Source organism: Bacillus sp. NP247 (genome assembly GCF_018966865.1).
Taxonomy (GTDB): domain Bacteria; phylum Bacillota; class Bacilli; order Bacillales; family Bacillaceae_G; genus Bacillus_A.
The window spans coordinates 5002154-5023766 of the sequence record NZ_CP076653.1 but is presented as its reverse complement, the minus strand read 5'-3'; the positions used below and the strand labels follow the sequence as shown (position 1 = coordinate 5023766).

Annotated in this window: 21 protein-coding genes; 4 read left to right on the top strand and 17 right to left on the bottom strand. The window is 34.6% G+C overall.

What is annotated here, in order from left to right:
- Positions 1-139: 139 nt before the first annotated feature.
- The gene (locus KPL75_RS26070) at positions 140-469 is read left to right on the top strand and encodes a YkvA family protein (RefSeq protein ID WP_002200484.1); all 330 of its coding nucleotides are present in this window, start codon (positions 140-142) and stop codon (positions 467-469) included.
- A 306-nt stretch (positions 470-775) separates the two neighbouring features.
- On the opposite strand, the gene KPL75_RS26065 is transcribed toward KPL75_RS26070, so the two are convergent.
- From KPL75_RS26065 to KPL75_RS26020, 10 genes are all read right to left on the bottom strand, one after another.
- Positions 776-2011: an MFS transporter gene (locus KPL75_RS26065; protein ID WP_219918416.1), complete on the bottom strand. Its 1236-nt coding sequence runs from the start codon at positions 2009-2011 to the stop codon at positions 776-778.
- A 151-nt stretch (positions 2012-2162) separates the two neighbouring features.
- Entirely contained in the window at positions 2163-2633 is a 471-nt protein-coding gene (locus KPL75_RS26060) for a MarR family transcriptional regulator (RefSeq protein WP_219918415.1), read from the bottom strand.
- 259 nt (positions 2634-2892) lie between these two features.
- Positions 2893-3894, bottom strand: coding sequence for a bifunctional threonine ammonia-lyase/L-serine ammonia-lyase TdcB (gene tdcB, locus KPL75_RS26055; protein ID WP_219918414.1), 1002 nt, complete (start codon positions 3892-3894; stop codon positions 2893-2895).
- Between the two features lie 104 nt (positions 3895-3998).
- Positions 3999-5564 carry an aminotransferase class V-fold PLP-dependent enzyme gene (locus tag KPL75_RS26050; protein WP_219918413.1) on the bottom strand — a complete coding sequence of 522 codons (1566 nt, stop codon included), beginning with the start codon at positions 5562-5564 and terminating at the stop codon, positions 3999-4001.
- Between the two features lie 69 nt (positions 5565-5633).
- Positions 5634-6182: a glycerol-3-phosphate 1-O-acyltransferase PlsY gene (gene plsY, locus KPL75_RS26045; protein WP_219918412.1), complete on the bottom strand. Its 549-nt coding sequence runs from the start codon at positions 6180-6182 to the stop codon at positions 5634-5636.
- A 138-nt stretch (positions 6183-6320) separates the two neighbouring features.
- Positions 6321-7220: a BadF/BadG/BcrA/BcrD ATPase family protein gene (locus KPL75_RS26040; RefSeq protein ID WP_219918411.1), complete on the bottom strand. Its 900-nt coding sequence runs from the start codon at positions 7218-7220 to the stop codon at positions 6321-6323.
- Between the two features lie 9 nt (positions 7221-7229).
- Entirely contained in the window at positions 7230-8390 is a 1161-nt protein-coding gene (anmK, locus tag KPL75_RS26035) for an anhydro-N-acetylmuramic acid kinase AnmK (protein WP_219921166.1), read from the bottom strand.
- A 21-nt stretch (positions 8391-8411) separates the two neighbouring features.
- Positions 8412-8678: a hypothetical protein gene (locus KPL75_RS26030; RefSeq protein WP_219918410.1), complete on the bottom strand. Its 267-nt coding sequence runs from the start codon at positions 8676-8678 to the stop codon at positions 8412-8414.
- A 79-nt stretch (positions 8679-8757) separates the two neighbouring features.
- The gene (locus tag KPL75_RS26025; RefSeq protein WP_219918409.1) at positions 8758-10041 is read right to left on the bottom strand and encodes a PTS sugar transporter subunit IIC; all 1284 of its coding nucleotides are present in this window, start codon (positions 10039-10041) and stop codon (positions 8758-8760) included.
- A gap of 11 nt (positions 10042-10052) precedes the next feature.
- Positions 10053-10358: a PTS sugar transporter subunit IIB gene (locus tag KPL75_RS26020; RefSeq protein WP_219918408.1), complete on the bottom strand. Its 306-nt coding sequence runs from the start codon at positions 10356-10358 to the stop codon at positions 10053-10055.
- Positions 10359-10585: 227 nt separating this feature from the next.
- On the opposite strand from KPL75_RS26020, the gene KPL75_RS26015 reads away from it, so the two are divergent.
- On the top strand, positions 10586-12145 hold the full coding sequence (locus KPL75_RS26015) for a glycoside hydrolase family 10-like protein (RefSeq protein WP_219918407.1): 1560 nt from the start codon (positions 10586-10588) through the stop codon (positions 12143-12145).
- Between the two features lie 193 nt (positions 12146-12338).
- Here KPL75_RS26015 and KPL75_RS26010 read toward each other — a convergent pair whose 3' ends face one another.
- The 3 genes from KPL75_RS26010 to KPL75_RS26000 all read right to left on the bottom strand — a co-directional run bounded on the left by KPL75_RS26010 (position 12339) and on the right by KPL75_RS26000 (position 15250).
- Entirely contained in the window at positions 12339-13172 is an 834-nt protein-coding gene (locus tag KPL75_RS26010) for a DUF3974 domain-containing protein (protein WP_219918406.1), read from the bottom strand.
- 24 nt (positions 13173-13196) lie between these two features.
- Positions 13197-14309: a toxic anion resistance protein gene (locus KPL75_RS26005; protein ID WP_002119468.1), complete on the bottom strand. Its 1113-nt coding sequence runs from the start codon at positions 14307-14309 to the stop codon at positions 13197-13199.
- A 347-nt stretch (positions 14310-14656) separates the two neighbouring features.
- On the bottom strand, positions 14657-15250 hold the full coding sequence (locus tag KPL75_RS26000; protein ID WP_219921165.1) for an O-methyltransferase: 594 nt from the start codon (positions 15248-15250) through the stop codon (positions 14657-14659).
- 303 nt (positions 15251-15553) lie between these two features.
- Here KPL75_RS26000 and KPL75_RS25995 point away from each other — a divergent pair, with 303 nt between their 5' ends.
- The gene (locus KPL75_RS25995; RefSeq protein WP_002085567.1) at positions 15554-15712 is read left to right on the top strand and encodes a hypothetical protein; all 159 of its coding nucleotides are present in this window, start codon (positions 15554-15556) and stop codon (positions 15710-15712) included.
- A gap of 124 nt (positions 15713-15836) precedes the next feature.
- Here KPL75_RS25995 and KPL75_RS25990 read toward each other — a convergent pair whose 3' ends face one another.
- The 3 genes from KPL75_RS25990 to KPL75_RS25980 all read right to left on the bottom strand — a co-directional run bounded on the left by KPL75_RS25990 (position 15837) and on the right by KPL75_RS25980 (position 18397).
- Entirely contained in the window at positions 15837-16706 is an 870-nt protein-coding gene (locus KPL75_RS25990) for a sigma-70 family RNA polymerase sigma factor (protein WP_219918405.1), read from the bottom strand.
- Entirely contained in the window at positions 16684-17994 is a 1311-nt protein-coding gene (locus KPL75_RS25985; RefSeq protein WP_219918404.1) for a phytoene desaturase family protein, read from the bottom strand. Before KPL75_RS25985 ends, KPL75_RS25990 begins: the two co-directional genes overlap by 23 nt.
- 94 nt (positions 17995-18088) lie before the next feature.
- Entirely contained in the window at positions 18089-18397 is a 309-nt protein-coding gene (locus KPL75_RS25980) for a luciferase domain-containing protein (protein WP_219918403.1), read from the bottom strand.
- A gap of 385 nt (positions 18398-18782) precedes the next feature.
- Here KPL75_RS25980 and KPL75_RS25975 point away from each other — a divergent pair, with 385 nt between their 5' ends.
- The gene (locus tag KPL75_RS25975) at positions 18783-19415 is read left to right on the top strand and encodes a cupin domain-containing protein (protein WP_219918402.1); all 633 of its coding nucleotides are present in this window, start codon (positions 18783-18785) and stop codon (positions 19413-19415) included.
- A gap of 632 nt (positions 19416-20047) precedes the next feature.
- Here the strand turns inward: KPL75_RS25975 and KPL75_RS25970 are convergent.
- A complete protein-coding gene (locus KPL75_RS25970; RefSeq protein ID WP_219918401.1) occupies positions 20048-21292 on the bottom strand; it encodes an exosporium glycoprotein BclB-related protein in 1245 nt (414 codons plus the stop codon).
- Between the last annotated feature and the right edge of the window lie 321 nt (positions 21293-21613).

The following is a 21613-nucleotide window of genomic DNA, read 5'->3' as shown; positions in this document are numbered from 1 at the left end:
AAACATTATTTTATTTTAAACAGGTATTCGCTTATACTTATCGAAATGTATAATAGGAAAAAATGATGAAATTGATTATTCTTTCTCTTCTTTGTCTATCCTTTTAAAAAAATCCATATTTTATAAAAGGAGTGTTTATATGGAGAAACAGACGCTTTGGAAAAAGTTCAAAAAAAGCTCAGCAAACCTCGGTAAATCCAGTGTATATGAAAGTATTATTTTATACTACACTTTGAAAAAAAAAGGATTACCTGCTAAAGCTAAACTCGTTATACTAGCCGCTTTATCCTATTACGTATTGGCAATCGATTTCATTCCAGATATAGCTGCGATAATCGGGATTGGCTTATTAGACGACGTTTTAGCAATTGCTTTGGCTCATAAATTTGTCATGCAACATGCAAATGCTGAAATTAGAGAAAAGGGAAAAGTAAAGATGGAATCATTATTTGCTTCAGCACAGACATGATTTAAAGTAGTCAGTCATTTACCTACCTTTTCTAACTTCAAATAAAGCGAAACTTTAATTAGTGGGAGTTTTGTCCATCCCTACTGAATATTATCCTTCACCAATTGGGATTTTACGGGATAAATCCTTTAAAAAAAGAAAAAAAACTTCTCCTAGCTATCAAACTGTAAATAAATAGGGTGTCAGAACTTGTTCCTAAGTTCTGACACCCTATTTGTTCTTAAATCCATCTGTTATGCAGTTGATTCCGGAAAGATTCCAGCAGCGGGATCCCTTTATAATCGAAAATGAAATAAAGCAGGTAGTTCACATAGTCACATGCGTACCCTTATACAAAACTCCAATTGCCGCTGCTATAAGGATTATACCCATAAAAGCGGGTGCAGCATGACCAAGTGATACATATATTTGTCCTCCAATAATAGGACCAATCATTCTTGCTAAAGCCTGAATAGATTGGCTTCCACCTTGAATCCTTCCTTGTTCACTAGAATCGACAGACTTTGAGAGCATACCATTGAATGAAGGGCCGAAGATTGAATCACCAAAACCAAACATTAACATTCCAACGATAAGAAGTGGATAGAGTGAAAACAAAGCTGATGCTGCAATAAAGCTGTAACCTATAATCTCCGAAACCATCCCAAGAATTGCGATTTGTTTATCACTAAGCTTTCTCAAAAGCTTTGGCATTATAAAACCTTGTGAAATGATATCTTGAAAGCCCATTATTGAAAACATAAGCCCAATTAATGCAGGCCTCCAACTGAAAGTATCCATTGTAAATTGTGTGAAAATTGCTTGTAAAGATCCGTTAGGTATCCAAAGTAAAAACGCTGAGACAAGTAACCATTTTAAGTTTTTCATGGAAAGTACGTTTGCAAGCTGTGTAAAAGGATTCAACCTTACAAAGTTAATCTCTTTCAACCTATTATTTTTGTCAAGACTCTCAGGCATATATATGAGTCCATAAACAACATTTAATAAAGTTATGATTGCTCCAAAATATATGGGTACAGAATCACCAAACTTGGCAAGTAATCCCCCCAGAGTTGGGCCAATGATGGTCCCTACACCTACCACTGCACTCACCCACCCAAAGTATTTCGTTCTCTGCTTTGGAGGAATGATGTCTGCAAAATATGCGAAAATAGTACTTATGCTCCCGCCTGTTATACCTTCTATTATTCGTCCAGCAAATAGTACCCATAAAGCTCCTCCTATACCAAAAACTAAGTACCCAATTGCAGAACCGAAAAGGCATACTAAAAGTAATGGACGACGACCATATTTATCGCTCAAAGCTCCGAGTACGGGAGCAGCTAAAAACACACAGGCTGCATAAACAGATGTCAGTAGCGTAACAACTAGAGCCTGTTCTTCCGGATTGCTTGTATACGGCTGCACTAAGAATGGTACTACAGGCATTATGATACTGAAGCCTATTCCACAAAGAAACACAGAAATAAGGCCAAATATTAAAGCATGTTTATCTATGTTTTTTTCAGTGTTCCTTTCATTTCGTGATCTAAATATAGACATTTAAGTTCTCTCCTCAAAACATTTTGTTGCTGTGTCAACAAAATGTTAACTCTGTTTTGTTGATTCGTCAACAAAATAATGATAATAAAAAGGCTGCCTTTTCTCAGTAAAGTTAGGCTGCCCATGGTTTCATTTTCATTATTTTAATTTATTACGACTTAATATGTATACCTTGTTTCTTTATTTCTGCATCCAAATGCTTACTATATTTTTCCACGAAGCTAATTATACTGTCGAATTCTTCTTCGGTTACCTGTTCAAATACGATTTTATCCCGCTCTTGAAACTCTTTGTGCAGGTTTTCATGGATTTTATAAATTACTTTCCCTTGTTCTGTAAGCCTAAAATAGATTTCTTTCTTGTTATCCGACTTCTGATAGCTTTCGATAAGGCCTTTTTTTATGAGCTTCTTAGTCATTCTACTTATGGCACCGCGAGTTACATAAAAGGCTTCTGCAAGTTGGGTCACGTTAGAATCTACATTGTTTTCAATATATTCAATGCAATGTACTTCAGAAGACTTAAAGCCTTTAAGACCTTCTTCCATCTTATCCTTATTAAGCCAAACCATCTTGTTATATAATTCCCTGAAACCGATAATGACCTGTTCTTCTTTATTCATGGCCTGTCCCCCTACCCGTTCATTCGTACATTAACACTATTATATTCAATTTCTGCTTCCGTTTCGACAATATTGAAATAATTATTTTAATATTTGAGGTATACGTGAAAGTAGGTGATTAAATACTAAGTAAATAAAATAATTCACTAGACGGAAAAAAACACAAGTTTATTGCCACTTACACTATACAGTAGACAAAACGTAAGAGCTAAGATAATTTCTCTTAGCCCCTCTTTCATAACAATATTTTTTTAAAATACTATTTCACTTCATTAGCTACAAAAAAGTGCTCACATACACTCGATATGCGCTGCAAGTCCACATTTCCACCAGATATAACTGCTACTACTTTTTTTCCTTTTATATAGTTATCAACTTTTCCTGCGAGAAGTGCAGCAGTAGCTAGTGCACCCGCACCTTCTACAACAGCTTTTCCACGTTGTAATAAGTCTTTCATCGCTACTTCTAATTCACCTTCTGATACTGTTACAATATCATCTACTAATTCTTTTACAACCTCAAACGTTAAATTCCCTGGTATTTTAACTGCACAACCATCTGCTATAGTAGGTGCCTCGTAATGTTCTACGATTTTCCCTGTATCATAAGATGCCTTCATCCCATGGACATTTTCTGCTTGTACACCAATTATATTGATTGATGGATTAAAAGACTTTAATGCAACAGCAATACCAGAAATAATTCCGCCTCCGCCAATTGGCACAATGACCGTATCAACATCCCACATATCATCAAGAATATCTAATCCAATTGTACCTTGACCAGCCATTACCTCTACATCATCATATGGATGTAAGTATGTCTCACCTGTTTCCCTTATAATTTCTTCACATTTTGCCTTTGCATCATCAAAGGTTTCACCATGTAAAATAACTTCTGATCCATATCCTCTAGTTGCTTCAACTTTCGCCTGAGGTGCAGAAATTGGCATAACAATTTTACTCTTAATACCAAGTAAATGAGCGGATAATGCAACTCCTTGCGCATGATTACCTGCGGAACACGCAATTACTCCTCTCTCTTTTTCTTGCTCTGTCAGCTGCGACATTTTATTAAATGCACCACGGAATTTAAAAGAACCCGTCAATTGCATATTTTCTAATTTCAAATGAATTTCTCCACCCGTTTTACTAGTCAAATAAAAAGATTTAACTAATGGTGTTTTTCGAGCATTTCTATCTAGAATTTTGTGAGCTTTTTTAATATCGTCTATATGTAATGGTAATTTTTTAGTTATCATACTAACACCTCTTCCAATGTTCTATTCCTAAGTTTTCGTAAGTCGCAGATCCTTTATACGAAACCATCTATGTTAAAGAAAATTCTTTAAATATGAACTCCACTCTATAATACACATATTTGTAAACAGTTTAACATCCTCTTTATATCACGTTCTTTGTAATGATTTAGGCATGCAATTTGGATCCAGTTATTCTTTTGTAAATACGCTGATTCATAATGGACAATATATCCTTGTAACGCTAACGCATCACCTACCGTTTTAGAAGACTGGCCTTCGCTTAATTGAATCGTAAGTATAATTGGCGCGGCATGTTCTTTAGGTGAAACAAGGTTTAAATCCATACTAGCAATAGCTTCTTCCATATAATCATATGTCTCTTTTATTTTTACAAATGCCGTTTCATCTTCAAATCTCTTCAATGCTTCTTGCAAAGCATAAATTAAATTCCATGATTGTGAGTATGGAATGCTTTCATTTTTTTCATACATGCCAATGTCCATATAGGCAGGCACAGCCTCGTTTATTTTTACAATGTGATTATGAAAAACGAAAGAAATTCCTGTATATGATTTAATCGCTTTACCGCTAACACCACTAGCAAAATACACATCCTTCAAATCTAACGAAATTGCTCCAATTGAGCTAATGCAATCTACACATAGTTTCATTTGGTACTTGTTACAAAGAGTATTTAGCTCGTCTAAATCGTTTAACATTCCAGTAGATGTTTCATGATGAACAAACCAAAGCCATTCATAATTTCCAGTTGTCATTATTTCTTCTAATTCGGTATAAATAAACGACTCTCCCATTTCTTTTTTATACGTATCAAAATGTAACTGTGCTCGTTTTGCATGTCCAACTAATCTATTACCAAATTCCCCATTTGTTAATACTAGTCCTTTCCCTTTTAAAGAACGTAATTGTAAAGCAATCGCATCATTTGCTAATGTCCCTGTTCCTAACATTATTTGTACACGTTTTGCTTTTGTCATTTGAAGTAACCGTTTTTTTACATTATCCATCGTCACATGAAATGACTTAGAGCGATGCGAAATAGGCCGGGTAGAAAATGCCTTTCGAACATTGTCTTCGATGTCTACTGGACCAGGTAAAAACGTGTATTCTTTCGTCATAATACTTCCAACACTCGATTCTTCAAACATAGCAGGGGTAACATACATTGGCTGAAAGGCTGCTTCTTCTGTACCAACTAACGTATGGAAAGCTTTGAATCCCATTTGCTCATATAAAGGTAGTTCACGTGTTGTAGCAGAAATGAGTGCCAATTCATATCCATTTAGAAGCAAATAACGATGTAAAAAGCGAATTAAACCTAACAATGCTCTTCCATTTCGATATTCACGTTCTACTGAAAGTAAACGAATTTCATATACATTTTCTCCATGTTCTTGCAAATAAAAATCTAGATTTGGAATTTTATAATCTAACGAGAATGGTCGTTTTCCTCGCAATGCAACCATACCTACTAACTTATCGTCATCTAAACAAATTAAATATGTATTTTCTTCATGGAAACGATCTATACGAACACGATCTTTCGTTTCTTCATGTTGCGGAATTTCTTCTACAAATGTTTTATAATTCAATTTATGTATACTTTCAAATTCCCAAGCTTGATCAGCAACTTTATAAATTAACCCCATGTTGTATCTCCTTTATGTATTTAATAAAAATAATAAGTGGAGATTAACTCCACTTATTAAAAGTTCATTTCATTCTCGATTTACATATAAAATAAGTGCAATGATAAGTGCACTTAAAATAGTCGTAACAATAGAGTAAGAGTACAAAATCATGCACACTGGTAAACAAGCGATTGTAATTAGTCCTGGCTTAGTAAATCCTTTAAAGATTAAATAAAATATAATGAAAACAGCAATAAGAGTAAGCGCTATCAAATAATCAAATGCAATTAATCCTCCAATAAATGTTGAAATGCCTTTTCCGCCCTTGCCTTTAAATAAAATTGGATAAATATGTCCAAGTATAACAGCCAGTAAAGCTAACATTACAAATGTAGAATCTTCAAAAAGGTATTTTGCAATAGAAACTACGATTGCCCCTTTAATCGCATCACCTAAAAATGTGGCGACGAAATACCCTTTTCCATATACGCGCCCCATATTTCTTGCGCCAGGATTACCACTTCCTTCTTCACGAATATCAACATTATGTTTCCATTTCGTTACTATATAAGCGATTAATATGTTTCCAAATAAATAAGAAGCCACCAAATACAAAAATTGCATACTATTAATCATGTAATCATTCACTTTCTACATGGGAATACTTATACAATATTCATTTACTACGCATATTGTACTTTTTTCACCCTACATCCCTTTATACATTTTAACATCATAATTTTACAAATCCTACAAAAATTCTCATCATGCTATTTACACTTTGAAATATTTATCCTTCATTAAATAATATGTTCCTTTCGCTGCCATTTCTGATTGTGATACAAATATAACTTCTCCCATACTTTCCACACTGCATTTCTTAAATTCAGCATATATTTCAGGTACTGAACACAATATACTACCACTAACTGAAATTGAAGTTGACAACTCAAATTGCGTCTTATGATAAACATTTACCGTAATTCTCGCTAATTCCTTACCAGCTTGCATCATGATTTCATGTGCATCATCATTCCCATTTCTCGCTTCCTGAATAATTAATGGTGCAATTGCTGCAACCTTGTCTTTTGAAGAAGTATATACTAAACTTTTTATATGAGATGGCGTCAAAAGCTGAAACTGATTTTGAATATTTAAGCTTAATGGACAAAGTCGAACTCCTTGATCGAATTGTAATGCCATTTTCTTTAAAGCTTGTAATGCAATCCAATATCCACTTCCCTCATCCCCTAAAATATGTCCCCATCCGCCGCTATACTCGTACTCTTCGCCTTTCTTACCTATACAAATTGCACCTGTTCCACCTATAGTTAATATTCCGTCCTTACCTTTTAAAGCAGCTGCATGTGCAATTATTGCGTCATTAAAAACTTCAATTTGTGTTCCATATTTCTTTTTTAATCGTAATGTTAATTCATTTATATTTGCTCCACTTATACCCGCTAATCCTAGGCAAATACAAACGCATTGTCCATTTACTACACTTTTCTGGCATTGATCAATCACCTCCATAATGTGCGAAAGTGCTTTTTCATAATCTATTAATATATTTCCAAATCCACCCGTACCTCTTGCAAGCTCGTTTCCGTCTCGATCAAAAGCAATTGACTCAGTCTTCGTTCCCCCACCGTCTACTCCAATCATATACCTCATTTATTCGCCTCATTTTCCTCTTCTTATTGGAGGGAATGTTATATTCCCTAAAACCACAGATTCCTTAGCACCTGTTGCACTCGGCACATTGCTCGGATTACGATGGTACGTTTCGTTTGCTAAGATTGCAAATGCGATTGCTTCTTTCGCTGCTGAAGAATAGCCTAAATCTTCTTGGAGAAATATTTCGCATTTTTCTTCTCTTAATCCATTCCGTATCATTTCAACAAGTGTATTATTATAACTTCCCCCACCACCTAAAATTACCTCATCGATTTCATAATACGGCAAAATAAACTCCTTATAATGATGAACAATTGTACTTGCTGTAAACATCGTGACAGTCGCCAATATATTTTCTTTGCTATAGTCTTCAAATCGCTTCAATAATTCACTCACAAACACTTCTCCAAATTGTTCTCTACCTGTTGATTTTGGCGGTTTCATGTTCAAAAATGGATGGGTCATACAGTATGTCAATATTCCATCTACAACTGCTCCCTGTCTTGCGATCGCACCATTTTGATCATATGGTAACTGAAATAACCTTTGACATACTTCATCGATTACCATATTCCCTGGGCCAGTATCAAAGGCAATAACACGCTTATCACTTAGTTTATTTGGAATCACTGTAACATTACCAATCCCACCAATATTTTGGAGTAGTCTATTTTTAGTTTGATGCCGATACAAAACGACCTCTGAATATGGTACAAGCGGTGCACCTTGTCCCCCTGCTGCCATATCCATCGTTCTAAAGTTAGAGATAACTGTCGTGTTCGTTTCATATGCTATAACTGCTGGTTCCCCAATTTGCAATGTTGAAGAAATAATATTACCTTCTGGTGCTGGTTGATGATAAATCGTTTGTCCGTGAGAACCAATTAAATCCATTTGTTTTAACGGAAAATTAGCCTCTATACAAACTTCCTTAACAGCGTTTGCAAAACATAAACCAAGCTTAAAGTTCAAACTGCATATTAGTTGGACATTAGACGCATCAATTGCTAAAGCCTGTTGTATCTCATTTTTTATATCACTGCAAAATGGAACGGTAGTAAAATGTATAAGTTCAACCTTAGAATCTACACCGTTCCCTTCTATATGAACGAGCGCTACGTCTATACCATCTAACGATGTACCGGACATTATCCCTGCAATATACATAACATGCATGCCCCCTATTCACTAAAACACAATTATGTATGTAAACAATGTACAACCTACAGAAAACAATATAAATCTAATAAACAACTGGACTTTCGATACAAATGTGCCATCAATAAAAGAAACAACGATTGTAAGCAAAACACTTGCCGCAATACTTGTAACGAGCCATATACTATGCATTTGTGATAGATTTAGCATCCTTAATAAAGGTACAAAAATTAAGTTCGCACAAATCACCCCAAATAATAGTAAAAATACACCTTTATAACTAAATTTTATATACATACCTTTTCACCTTCTCTCAATTCTATATGAAAGAAGTGATAGACAAATTGTCTATCACTAATAATTTACTGAACGTGCGTTATGCATTCACAGATTCTTCATCACCATTATTCTCAATTTCAAGCATGTTTTTGTCATACATTTTAAAGAATGGAAGATAAATAAGAAATGATATTGTTATGTTTATAAATACGAGTACAATCGCTCGCCAATCTCCACCTGTAGCTAAATAAGCGCCAATTGGAGCAGGCAATGTCCACGGAGGCATTATATGTGTCGGTGTAACAAATCCCATCGCAGTTGCTGAGTATGCAACAGTTGCTGTTACTAGTGGGGTAATGATAAATGGGATAATTAAAATGGGATTTAGTACAATCGGCAAACCGAATATAACTGGTTCATTAATATTAAAAATCCCAGGAACGATACAAGTTCTTGATAACGCTTTCGAATATTTTGATCGACCAAATACAATCATAGCTAATATAAGCCCTAACGTCGCGCCAGAACCACCAATCCATATAAACCATTGATATAACGGTTCTGGTGCAATGAATGGCAACTGATCAGCACCGCTAGCAACTGCTTCACCATTTTTTCCTAAGTATACTTCCCATAATGGACGGGCAACAGTGCCAACAACCGACACACCATGTATACCGAACGACCAAAAAAATGTAATTAAAAAAACTGGGATGATTACACCGAAGTAACTATCCCCAGCTTTTACTAACGGTGCCGCTAATTTATCAACAACATGATGTAAATCAATACTTAAAACGACAGTAACTAGACTCATAATAATAATAACGAAAGCTGCAGGTATAAGTGCTTCAAAAGAACGTGATACAGACGGCGGTACTTGTTCTGGCATTTTAATCATTACATTTCTCTTCTTACAAAACCTTAAGATCTCTACAGATAAAATAGATACAATCATCGTAACAAATAATCCATGTCCTCCGAGATTTGTCATCGGAAGCATAAATCCTTTTTTATCAATTAATTCAGGCGTTAATGTTAAAAGTAGTGAACATACCGCAAGTTGCGCTCCTGATAAAGCATCTAACTTATAACTTTTCGCTAAATTATATCCAATTCCAAATGCTATATATAAAGACATAATAAACATCGTTAAACGATATGGTATTAATATACTTGTTTGATTCTTTAATGCCCAAACTGATATGAAACTATCTTTCGGTAATGGTGGAAATGCTACTATTAAAAAGAAACTTCCAACGATAATAAATGGTAACGCCGAAATTACCCCATCACGAATTGCTTGTAAATGTCTCTGTTCAGAAAGCCTTGCCATCGGTCCAGATAAGTTTTTATCAAGAAACGTGACAAACTTATTCATAACGCTTCCCCCTAACTGATTAATTCATTTACAGTTTTTAATAAAGTCGGTCCACCAAGCGGCGTGTATGCTTGTGGCGGAATAATACCGCACGGAACGGATTCCTGTTCTGCAAATTTTTTTACAGAGTCAAATCGGTGTCTTACTTGAGGTGCAACCATTACAACATCCCAACCATTCTTGACTTCTTCCTCAACCTCATTCGTTCCAATTGCATGCACTTGCATGTTCACACCTTTTTTCTCTGCTTCTTTTTTTAAAGCGTTTACAACAATTGCGCTGGACATTCCTCCAGAACAAACGAATAAAACTTTCATTTATTAATCCTCCTATACTTATAATTTATTCCCTTTCAAATGAAAGGAAGTTTCACTTTACTAACAAGCATATGAAGAAATAAAACGATTTAGTTATACTGAAAGTAAATTTCAGTAAAAATATTTTCTCTATTAAATTATTGTTTCAATATAAATTTTTCTCAATTGCAAGGCCAACCTCACATCGTATATTATTTTAAATAATCGTATGATAGGGAGGCGTATAAATGATCATGAAACGTTTATTAATGATATGTTGTATCGTCATCTTGTTTATTCCTTTCTCTTTCATTTTCCCTCACTCTACTTATGCCGAAGTAACTACTACGTACAAAAAACATGAATTACGTGCTGTGTGGATAGCATCTGTCCTTAATATTGATTGGCCCTCAAAAACTGGGCTACCTATTGAAAATCAGAAACAAGAATTTATAAGATTATTGGACGATGCAAAAAACACTGGGATGAATGCCGTTGTTGTACAAATTAAACCAACTGCTGATGCTTTTTATCCTTCAAAATACGGTCCTTGGTCTGAATACATTACGGGTACACAAGGAAAAGACCCTGGTTATGACCCACTCGCATTTATGATTGAAGAAGCTCATAAAAGAAATATAGAGTTCCACGCATGGATTAATCCCTACCGAATAACGATGAATCACACTGATATAAATCGATTATCAGAAAATCACCCTGCAAGACAACATCCCAATTGGGTTGTACCTTATGGCGGAAAGTTATATTATAATCCTGGTATTCCAGAAGTGAAAAAGTTTATAACAGAAGGTGCTTTAGAAATCGTTCAAAATTATGACATTGATGCCCTTCATATGGACGATTATTTTTATCCGTATAAAGTAGTTGGTGAAGTGTTTCCCGATCAAAAAACGTACGAAACTTATAATAACGGTAGATTTACAAATATAGAAGATTGGCGACGTGACAATGTAAATGAACTTGTAAAAGGGTTAAATGCTGCTATTAAACAAGAAAAATCATACGTGAAGTTTGGCATTAGTCCATTTGGCGTATGGCGAAATATAGCTGACGATCCAACTGGTTCTAATACAACCGCAGGTCAAAGAAACTACGATGACCTGTATGCTGACACACGTGAGTGGATACAAAATGGATATATTGACTACATTACACCGCAAATATATTGGAATATCGGTTTCACACCTGCTGCGTATGACATATTAGTAGATTGGTGGGTGAAAGAAACAAATAACAAACCGATTCACCTATACATCGGTCAGGCGACCTATAAAATTAATAACAATTCTGTTCCTGCTTGGTCTGATTCTGAAGAATATCCAAGGCAAATTGCATTAAACCGTCAATATCCTCAAATAAAAGGAAGCATGCATTTCAGCTTAAAAGATATAAATAACAACCCACTTGGAATTAAAGATAGACTTTCGAATGACATATATAAACATCCTGCATTAATACCATCTATGCCTTGGCTTGATCATGACCCACCAAAACAACCTACTTTAAAAGGTGCCATTCCAAGAGATGAAGGTATTGCTATAGGTATAATTGACAATAGAGATAATGACTCTGCTTATTACGCCATTTACCGTGTGAATGGAAAAAATGAAGTAGATATACAAAATCCAAAAAATTTACTTACTACTGTAAGAAAAACAAAATTCGGAGAAATTTATGTAGATAAAACGGCTATTTCTGGAGAAACGTATACGTATGTGGTAACTGCAGTTGATCGATTGCATAATGAAAGCATTGCTTCTAGTAAGACTACTATAAAAACAAAATAGTTATACAACAAAAAACTACCTATTCTTTTATGAATAGGTAGTTTTCATATTATTACTAATATTAAACTACATAATTTCTTTTAATAAAGCTCTACTAATTCTGTAATTTCTGATTGCGGTATAATTTCTATCAAAAATAAAAAGAGAACCCCCGAAAAAGCTGCATTTACCAGCTTTTCCAAGGAAATCTCTCCTACTTATTTTTAAACTTCTCAGTCGCTGCTCTCATCTTCACATTCAAATCGTGATCAATGGAGTCACGAATATCACGCTCTACTACTTCCATTTCCTTTTGGAAATTTTGCAAGTATATTTTTAGTTCTTCTTCTTTTTCAGGACGTTGTGATGGTGGTAATTGTACCACTAGTGATAACATCGCTGTTAAATCTTTCATTAAGAACGTTTCAAGTTTATGTTGTTGTTCAAACATGCGTTGTTCTTGATAGTACGGAAGTGCATTTAATACTGAAATTGTAATGTCATCAACCGTTCTTTGTAGTGAAGGATTAATCGAGCGTTTATATGCTTGAATTGTATTTAATGCATCTGGATATCGATCATAGAAATACAATTTATAAAACGATAAGTCTGTCGGTTTAAGAGTTTGCTGTGATTCTTGTCTCAAGAAATCTTTCACTTTCATTGTTGCGATATCAATATCTTCATTCGTAAGCTTTTTTGTTGTTTTTGCCATCACATGCACTTTTTTCTGCTTTTCTTTCGGTAACATTGAGAAAACTTGCTCTCTCGTACGTTGGCCTGATGTACAGAAAAGAGTATTTAATGCATTTTGTTCTTTTTTCCCTTCTGTACGAATCCAACGATAAAAGAGTGGGTGCTGCGTAAATTCTTGTAAAAACGGTGTTGATTTGTTCGATAATTTCTCAATGGAATCTTGCGCTCTCTTATATGGTTTCGTCCATGAAAAATAAAGTTTACGTCCGAAGTATACAACTAAAACAACGACAGTAAATGCGAGTAAAAGTAATGACCCTAATAGTAATAATACTCCTTGAATGAAACTCATTTTTTCACCTCCTCAAATGATCTGTTATTTCCTTGGACGCTGAATGAGTTTCTGCTTCATCTCATCATTAAATGTGTCAAGTTCAATTACAAACTTCTTACTAGACTCAATAATACGCTCTGATGATTTCTCAGATGCTTCAATAGCGGCAAATACATTTTGGAATGATTCACGTAATTTATCCATGCTAATTGCAGGATTTTCAAGGAGTTTTGTTGTTTCTTCTGTATTTTGTTTTAATGCTTGTGAATTGCTTAATACCATTGATTCAATCGCTTCATTTGTTGCATTAACAGCATCAATTGTTTTACGTTGATTTGTTAATGCAAGCTGTATTGCAGCGGAAACCGTTACAACGTTTTGCGTCATCGTAATTGCATTACGAATTGCCTCTGATAGCTTTTCATTATTTTTCTTAATGATGTCTACAGATGCGATAGATTGTAATAATACACTTTTTGCTTGTTGCATATTACGAGTACGCACAAGTATCTTTTCTAATGCATCATTTATTAACGGAATATCCCTTTGACGTTCTGGATTTTGTTTCTCAGCTTCAAGCATACCAGCAAGTTTTCTTCCTAAGTATACTTGTTTATCAAGAGCGTGAATTTTATCGTGTGATTGCTCTTTTAACATTTCAAGACCAACCGTATCCTCTTGCAAGTTATCACGGCCAATGAGAAGTGATCTTATAATCTCCTCGATTTGCTTATCTATAGATTGATATTTATGCACGTAATTTTCAAGCGGATTTTTCTTAAACACTTTAAACATAAGTTTTTTCATACCAGTTGCCTTTAATGAATTCGGATCAAGTTCTGATACCACTTTCCGTAATTCTAACAATGTATTTGGAATTTCTTCATTCTTCCCATTCATCATCGCTGTTACAGGACGTTTTAATGCCGATAGCGTTTGTCCCGCCGCTTGCTGCTCTTTATCCCCTAAGTCTCCAAGCTGGGACAATACTTTTGATAAATCTGTATTTTGCTCGCTATTTAACTTTTGTACATAAAGATCTGCTTCTTTATTCAATTCTTCAAGTTCTGCATCTTTTATTACTGTATCAACTACTACTTCTACATTATTATCTTTCACAATCGATACAGGTTCTTTTTTCTCGAGTTCAGTCAACAAAATCGCTCCTTTATTTATATGTGCGAATTTATGTGCACTTTATTCCATCTAACATATCGTATTTCATACACATTTTGCTTGTTTGAAATCGATTTTTCAAGAAATACCTGCTTATGCAGTCATTCCCTGTTTCATAGTATAAGTATACATGTTCTCAACATTATTTTCCTCAGACTTAAGACCTAGAGAGGAACATGCTGAAGACGGATTCTTCACAGATTCCCTTACTTATCACCACTGAATATTAATTTGAAGTTCCATTTAGTTACCTTCTTAAATTCATACAATGCTCTATCTTTTGACATATGCTATCTTTCAATGTGATAATTATATTAGGTCCACTTCTAATTATTCTTCCGCGCAACAAATGCTCCCTTTTGAAAAGCTAATAACACTGTTTCAAACGTAGCATCTTCTTCAATCATCTTTATAAATTCTGCTAGTTCCTCCGCATGAGAAGTTGCATTATCAATAACAAGAAAACCTTTTGGCTCTAAAATACGTTTTATATGTTCCCACCACCACATGTATTGCGTTCGTTCTGAATCTAGGAAAATAAAATCAAATGAACGATTTACTTGTGCATCTAAAAACGCTCCTGCCTCTTGATTGTGAACATCAATTCGATGTGTAAGATTTACCTTCCCAAAATTTCCAAGAGCTTCTCCAACTCGTTCTGAAGAAATTTCTACAGTTGTAACATTTCCATTTGTTTCTTCTACCGCATTTGCTAACCACAATGTAGAATAGCCATTTGAGGTTCCAATTTCTAAAAGGTTTTTGGCATTACAACCTTTTACTAACAATGATAAAAACTGTCCCATTTCACGAGATATATTTCTTAATTTTTCTTCCCGCTTTTCTTTATATCGATCGTGCTCTTCCCCATATTGTTCAAGTTGCAATAATAATGAATCTAAAGTATTCATTTTTCCCATCGCCTTTCCAAGCAATATGATGAAAAAGCTCATGATGTCCGTCTACTTTTCATTATATGCGAAATGTGAACCTTTTTCCTGTTATATGACAAAGAATTAAATTCTTTATAGCATATTGTTTCGTTTTTTGGTAAAGTTAATTTCTACGTGTAATTATTTCATTACATTATTTTACAATGGAATTGCAATTATAAAATAATCTATACCCCATTTAAATGAATCGGTATTTTTAATTCAAACAAGCGCCCTTTTCGGACGCATTTTCTTTTGTTTATATATTTCTGTGAGAAAGGATGCTTACACATGAACGTGATTAATTTAGATGCTGCTAGAAGACGTAAACAGCATAAAAAACTAATGATAACTATACCGATTATTAAACGCATTTATGAAGAAGACGGGGAAATTAAATTCGAGGTAGCTGGCGAAAAAGATGTACCTCTTGAAATGTTAGAAAAATAAAATAAAACTTCATCCTCAAAACTAACCTCTATACTCTCACTTAGTTTTGAGGATGAAATCTTACTTTTCGCAAATAACGAGATAAATGAATAAAGACGTACTTCTTCTGAAGTACGTCTTTATATTATATACTTTTATTTAAATGCATTAGTTTTTCTGGATTAACCATCATATAAATGTTTGAAATTTCCCCCTCATGAAATGCAAATGAAAGCACATAAGTCACTTTATTATTTATTGTAACAATAACCCCTGGTGCACCATTTACCATTTTGAAATCAACAGCGTACTCTGCTGGTAACCTTTTTGCGATTCCAAAGAACAAGCGTATTATTCTATCTGCAGAATAAATCGGATTAATAACGGTAGTAACTTTCCCGCCACCATCTGCTTTGAATACTACATCTGTTTTTAATACTTCTAACATGCCTTGCGCATCCCCACATTGTAATGATGATACAAATTTTTCAACATAAGCAGCCATTTTCTTCGTGCTTAATTTTGATTGATTTGGTTTATCCAAAATACTTTTTCGTGCACGCTGAAATATCTTCCGGCAATTCACACTACTCTTACCAACTATTGATGCTATTTCTTCGTAATCATAACTAAAAACTTCTCTTAATATGAAAACAATCCTTTCTACCTCAGACAGTTGTTGTAAAAGTAATAAATATGCCGTAGAAAGAGATTCTTTCATTACGTATGACTCTGATGCCTCATCACTCTCTTCCACAAATGGCTCAGGTAACCACATTCCGACATATACGTTCCGCTTATGTGCCGCAGAACGCAATTTATCAATTGAACGATTACTTACCATTTTACATAAATATGCTTTTATATTTTCAACAGACTGAACATCTTCTAAATTATTTAATGAGATAAATACGTCATGGACTATATCTTCAGCATCCATAACACTCCCAAGTATTCGATATGCTAAAGAAAACAATAGAGGTTTATGTGCTTCATACAATTGCTCCGTTTCCATGATGAATAGCCTCACTTTCTAATTGCTTTATAATGTGTAACGCTGCACGTTTTCCGCTTGCCACCGCAGCATCAGCTAATAATTCATCATGTCCAGTCCAATCTCCTGCAACGTATACACCTGGCATTTCAGGTATATTAGGACCCGGATTTTCAACTCGGCCAATATGAGAAAAATCATGTACTACTGTTATTTTGGGTAAATATTGCTGTGCAACAACTTCTCTTTTCCAATTTGGATGTAACAGCTCCATCGTACTTTCTAACTGTACTTTATCTTCATGAATATGATTCATCTCTAGCGCAGGATTATGGTACTTAATTAGACTCACTGCAATGGATCCATCTTCACTTAATTTAGCTGCTCTTGATTGATTCGTGAAAAATATTGGCTGATCTAACCCTAATGCAAATTGATGTGTAGGATTGGGTAATCGTCTCAAACCAATATCTAATGCAGCAACAGTAACCGGTACCGATTGTTCACTCCATCTATGCAAACTTGTTCCTTCTGCCCCTTTTATTATTTTACAAGCCTCTTTCGGTGGAGTCGTCACGATAACTGTACCTACTTCCAATACCTCACCGTCAAAACAATGTATTCTTTGCTTATCTTCGTAATGCTCTATTTCCAAAACATGCTTTTTAGCCAAAAATTGCACACCAACATTATTCGCTATATCTCTTAATTTTGTTATTATCGTCTCCCAGCCACTATCTACATAAAATACTCCTTCTTTCATAGAAAGCTGAATTTGCTTTAGTACTGATGATGCTAATTGCATTGTAGGAGCATACGTATACGTAGTTGTTCGACATAACGCATAAAACATATTTCGTACCATGGGATTCTGTATTTCTTTTTCTGCCCATGTAGTTAGGCTCATTTTTGGAACTTCTCCTACATCTAAATTCCCTAAACCAATCATAAGACGTGAGAATTGTACTTTTGCAGACCACGAAAGTAGTGGTGTTGATAAAATAGAGCGAAAATCTGTTGGGATGGTGAATATATCCCCTTTCCATATTCCATGTGCTTTTGTAGATGGTATTCTACCCGGAAGATTCATACCGAGCTCATTAAAAGTTAAAAATGCTGCTCCTCCTCTATATAAGGCATGTGCACCAAGATTCATGCAGATCCCATTTTTATTTATAGTCATCCCTCGACCACCAAATCGACTAGACTTTTCTAATACAATCACTTTCTTTCCAGCTTTCGCTAAATATATAGATGCTATTAACCCAGCAAGCCCACCGCCAACAATGACTACGTCAAATTTATTCATAACAAAATCCCTCCTTATCGTTCTACATACAAGACGAACGATGAAGGTAGGATGTGACATGAGAATATATTTTTATGTTATCTACTTTATTTAATTATTTTTTTGTAATCCGATCATATTGCATACGAAATAACTCAATAGCAAATGGAATATCCTCTTCACTCTTTATATAATAACTAACCCATCCTGATTCAGGTAATATATGGTGTGGTTGAACTAATCCTTGATTAACTAATTCATCCCGATTTAGCTTTGGAAATGGTAAATCAGCTAACTTATCACCATGAAGATGACCTAGTTCTTTCTTACCATAATTTATTTCAATGCCTCCAAATCGATGCGATTTTTCAGAAACACCTGTCCAGCTGAGCACTTCTTTTCTAATCATTTCACTAAATGACATAGTCATTCGCTCCTTTACGATTGGTGTAACTATAAATTACTATTCCTCTCCATATATTTCATCAATCGAAAGTATGAAAGGCTATACGAATATAGTTTAATGATAGATTATTAATTAACCTTAATTTCATATGTACGAAATACTTCTCCAGTTAAAAGTACGCAAAGTTTTTACACTAACATCGATTCTAACTACTTAGCCTGTTTTTTTCAGTTCTTAAATTTCAATCTTACAGTGGCACTCAAAATCCGTCGCTCAACTTCACGAATTTTGGCAATCTTGAGAGGGCAGATCTAATATTATGCCTAGAATTGCACATTACAAAAACTAGACTCATATCCTAATTTCATACAATGACATACAAATAGAAAGGCAGGTAATACAATTGACTTCAAATATTGACTACACTTCCCCCTCAACCAATTTCACCCATGATTTAAATAAAAGTAATTTTTTTAAGAAAGATTCCAAAAATTATATAAACGTACTTGGCATTAAACAATTAAACACATTAGAAAACACTTCTTTATTAGATATATATTTAAGTACAGGTAATGTTGTAGAACCACATATCCATCAAAATGCAGCTGAACTCGTTTACTGCATTTCAGGGTCCGCTGTCGTTTCTTTACTTAATCCGTTTACGAATCAAATTTTAAACTTACCTATAAAACCAGGGCAAGTCGCTAATATCCCACAAGCTTGGTGGCATTATGAAATCGCCACAACAGATAACACACATTTATTAGCTATTTTCGATGCCCCAACACCAGAAGTTATTTTTGGATCTGATATTTTAAGATTAACTCCTGCCAATATGATGGCCCATACTTATTGTCTTGATGAACAACAATGGAAACAAGTCATATCTCCAATTCAATCCACTACAGTAATTGGACCACCAACAAATTGTAATCAAAACCGAGGAATGATAAACCAATCAACTCAAGCCCCCTCTCAACAACAAAATCTATATTACCAAGACTCATACTATTTCCCTCCTTATTGGGGGTATTAAATTCATTCATTACTAGCAAAAAAATTATTCATCTCCTTGGAAAATACCTCGGAGATTTTTTATTTATATACCAATTACGTATTCTCTTTCGTAACAATTAATAGAGTACATACATATAATATTTATATATTTCATTGGAGGTGATAGCACTATGAGTAATTATAACTATCGAAAAAACTACTCTAATAATAAAAATAGTAGTTCATCAGCGTCCTCTCAATCTTTCAGTTCCCAATCGGAAAGAGATTTAGCTCAACAAGGATACGTAAAGAAAAAAGGATGTAACTGTAATAAAAATAAATAGGTTATTACTAATTTGAACAATGACATTTCACAGCCCACGATAAATAATACGCTAACCTATTATTTAGTATTTTTAAGAGATGAATTCTGTTTTTAATAGAATTCATCTTTTTTTGCTGACGAGGATTTTTTCAAAAGGCATTTCTTATTCCATGAACTATAAAGTGTAAATCATAAATTTGAATTTTTCTTTTATACCCACTTAACAAAGAGTAACTTTTCAATTGATTTATTTCTAATTTCCCACAAAAAATATAGTCCTTCCTAATTAAATTAGGAAGGACTATATACAAACCCCTGTTTAATTTTCAATTAAACATTGTAACAAATTAGACGATATTAATACCTGCGCTTACAAATCCAGCAACAGCAGCTATTGGACTTGCTGCTGTTAATGAAACATATACTAATATTTTATCTCCAGCCGCAACTGGAATACTAAGAGCTTCAATTCCTGATGCTGTGTCCAAAATAGCTATTATAGGAAATGCTGGTGTTAATAATAGAGGTGCGCCCTGTACTGTAAACGTATTACTTGCTGCAGGTGCAGTTAATATTTGTATCTGCACTTGAACAGGTGATAACGGAGCTAATGCAGCTGTTGCACTAAAGAAACCTGCTAATGACGTAATAGTCCCTGCGCGTGGTGCTACAAATGCATAATCACCTAGACCTAACGCTAATGTGATACTTGTTCCACCCGTTAAAGCTACACCAGGCTGACTAAATCCAAATCCAAGAAGAGTTCCTGTATTAGCTATTAACGCGTTAACTAATGCAGCTGGTGTTGTACCTGAAGCAAACGGAATAATCGCTCCGCCACCAGTTGCACCTGTTGGACCTGTTGTTCCCGTTGGACCTGTTGCTCCTGTTGGACCTGTTGCTCCTGTTGGACCTGTCGCTCCTGTTGGACCTGTTGGACCTGTCGCTCCCGTTGCTCCTGTTGCTCCTGTTGCTCCTGTTGCTCCTGTTGCTCCTGTTGCTCCTGCTCCTGTTGCTCCTGTCGGGCCTGTTGCTCCCGTTGGACCTGTCGCTCCCGTTGCTCCTGTTGCTCCTGCTCCTGTCGGGCCTGTTGCTCCTGTTGCTCCCGTTGCTCCTGTTGCTCCTGTTGCTCCTGTTGCTCCTGCTCCTGGAGTAGCACCAATTAATTGAGTTAATAAGTTTAATAAAAGTTGTAAACTTGCAGGGTCAATAATTAAAGAGAAGAAGAATGGTGCAAGGGCACTGTAGAATTGTTGTAATAATGAAAGTAATTCGCTTATGTCTGGATTAGGGGATTGTAGTACGTTGATAATACTTTGAATTAGTTGTTTTAAATAATTACCCTCTGGAGATGGTGCTAATCCATTTAGTAAATTTAATAGTTGAGTAAACAAATTGAGTAAATTTAATCTGTTTGCATCACTTGGATTTGCAAAAAATGCTGCAATAGCTGAAATTAAAGAATTTAGTAAAGTGATTAATTGTCCTAATTGAGTGCTAGTAATTGGAACTGTTTGTGGATTATTACAACATTCTGGAGTGAAAACTATCGGATTGCAGTTATTATGACCAAAACAATTATTATGTGACATTTATTTCCTCCTTACTTGTCTTATATTTGAGTTTTTTCCTACTCTAAACACTATAAAAAATGTTACTGTATAAAATGAAGTTAGATTATATATTTAACTTAGAATAGAAAACATGAATAACAATTAAGATTTACAATGCTACTTAATTATGTTCATGACTCACATATTAATTATATGTTTTTAATAATTGACTGCTTAGATTAAACACCTAAACTTAAGAGTTTATTTTATTTTTCCACGTTTATCTCTTAGGTACAAAAGCACATATTAATTTGAATATAAAAACTCTAATTAACCATTAGCATATATTCCACAAGTAAC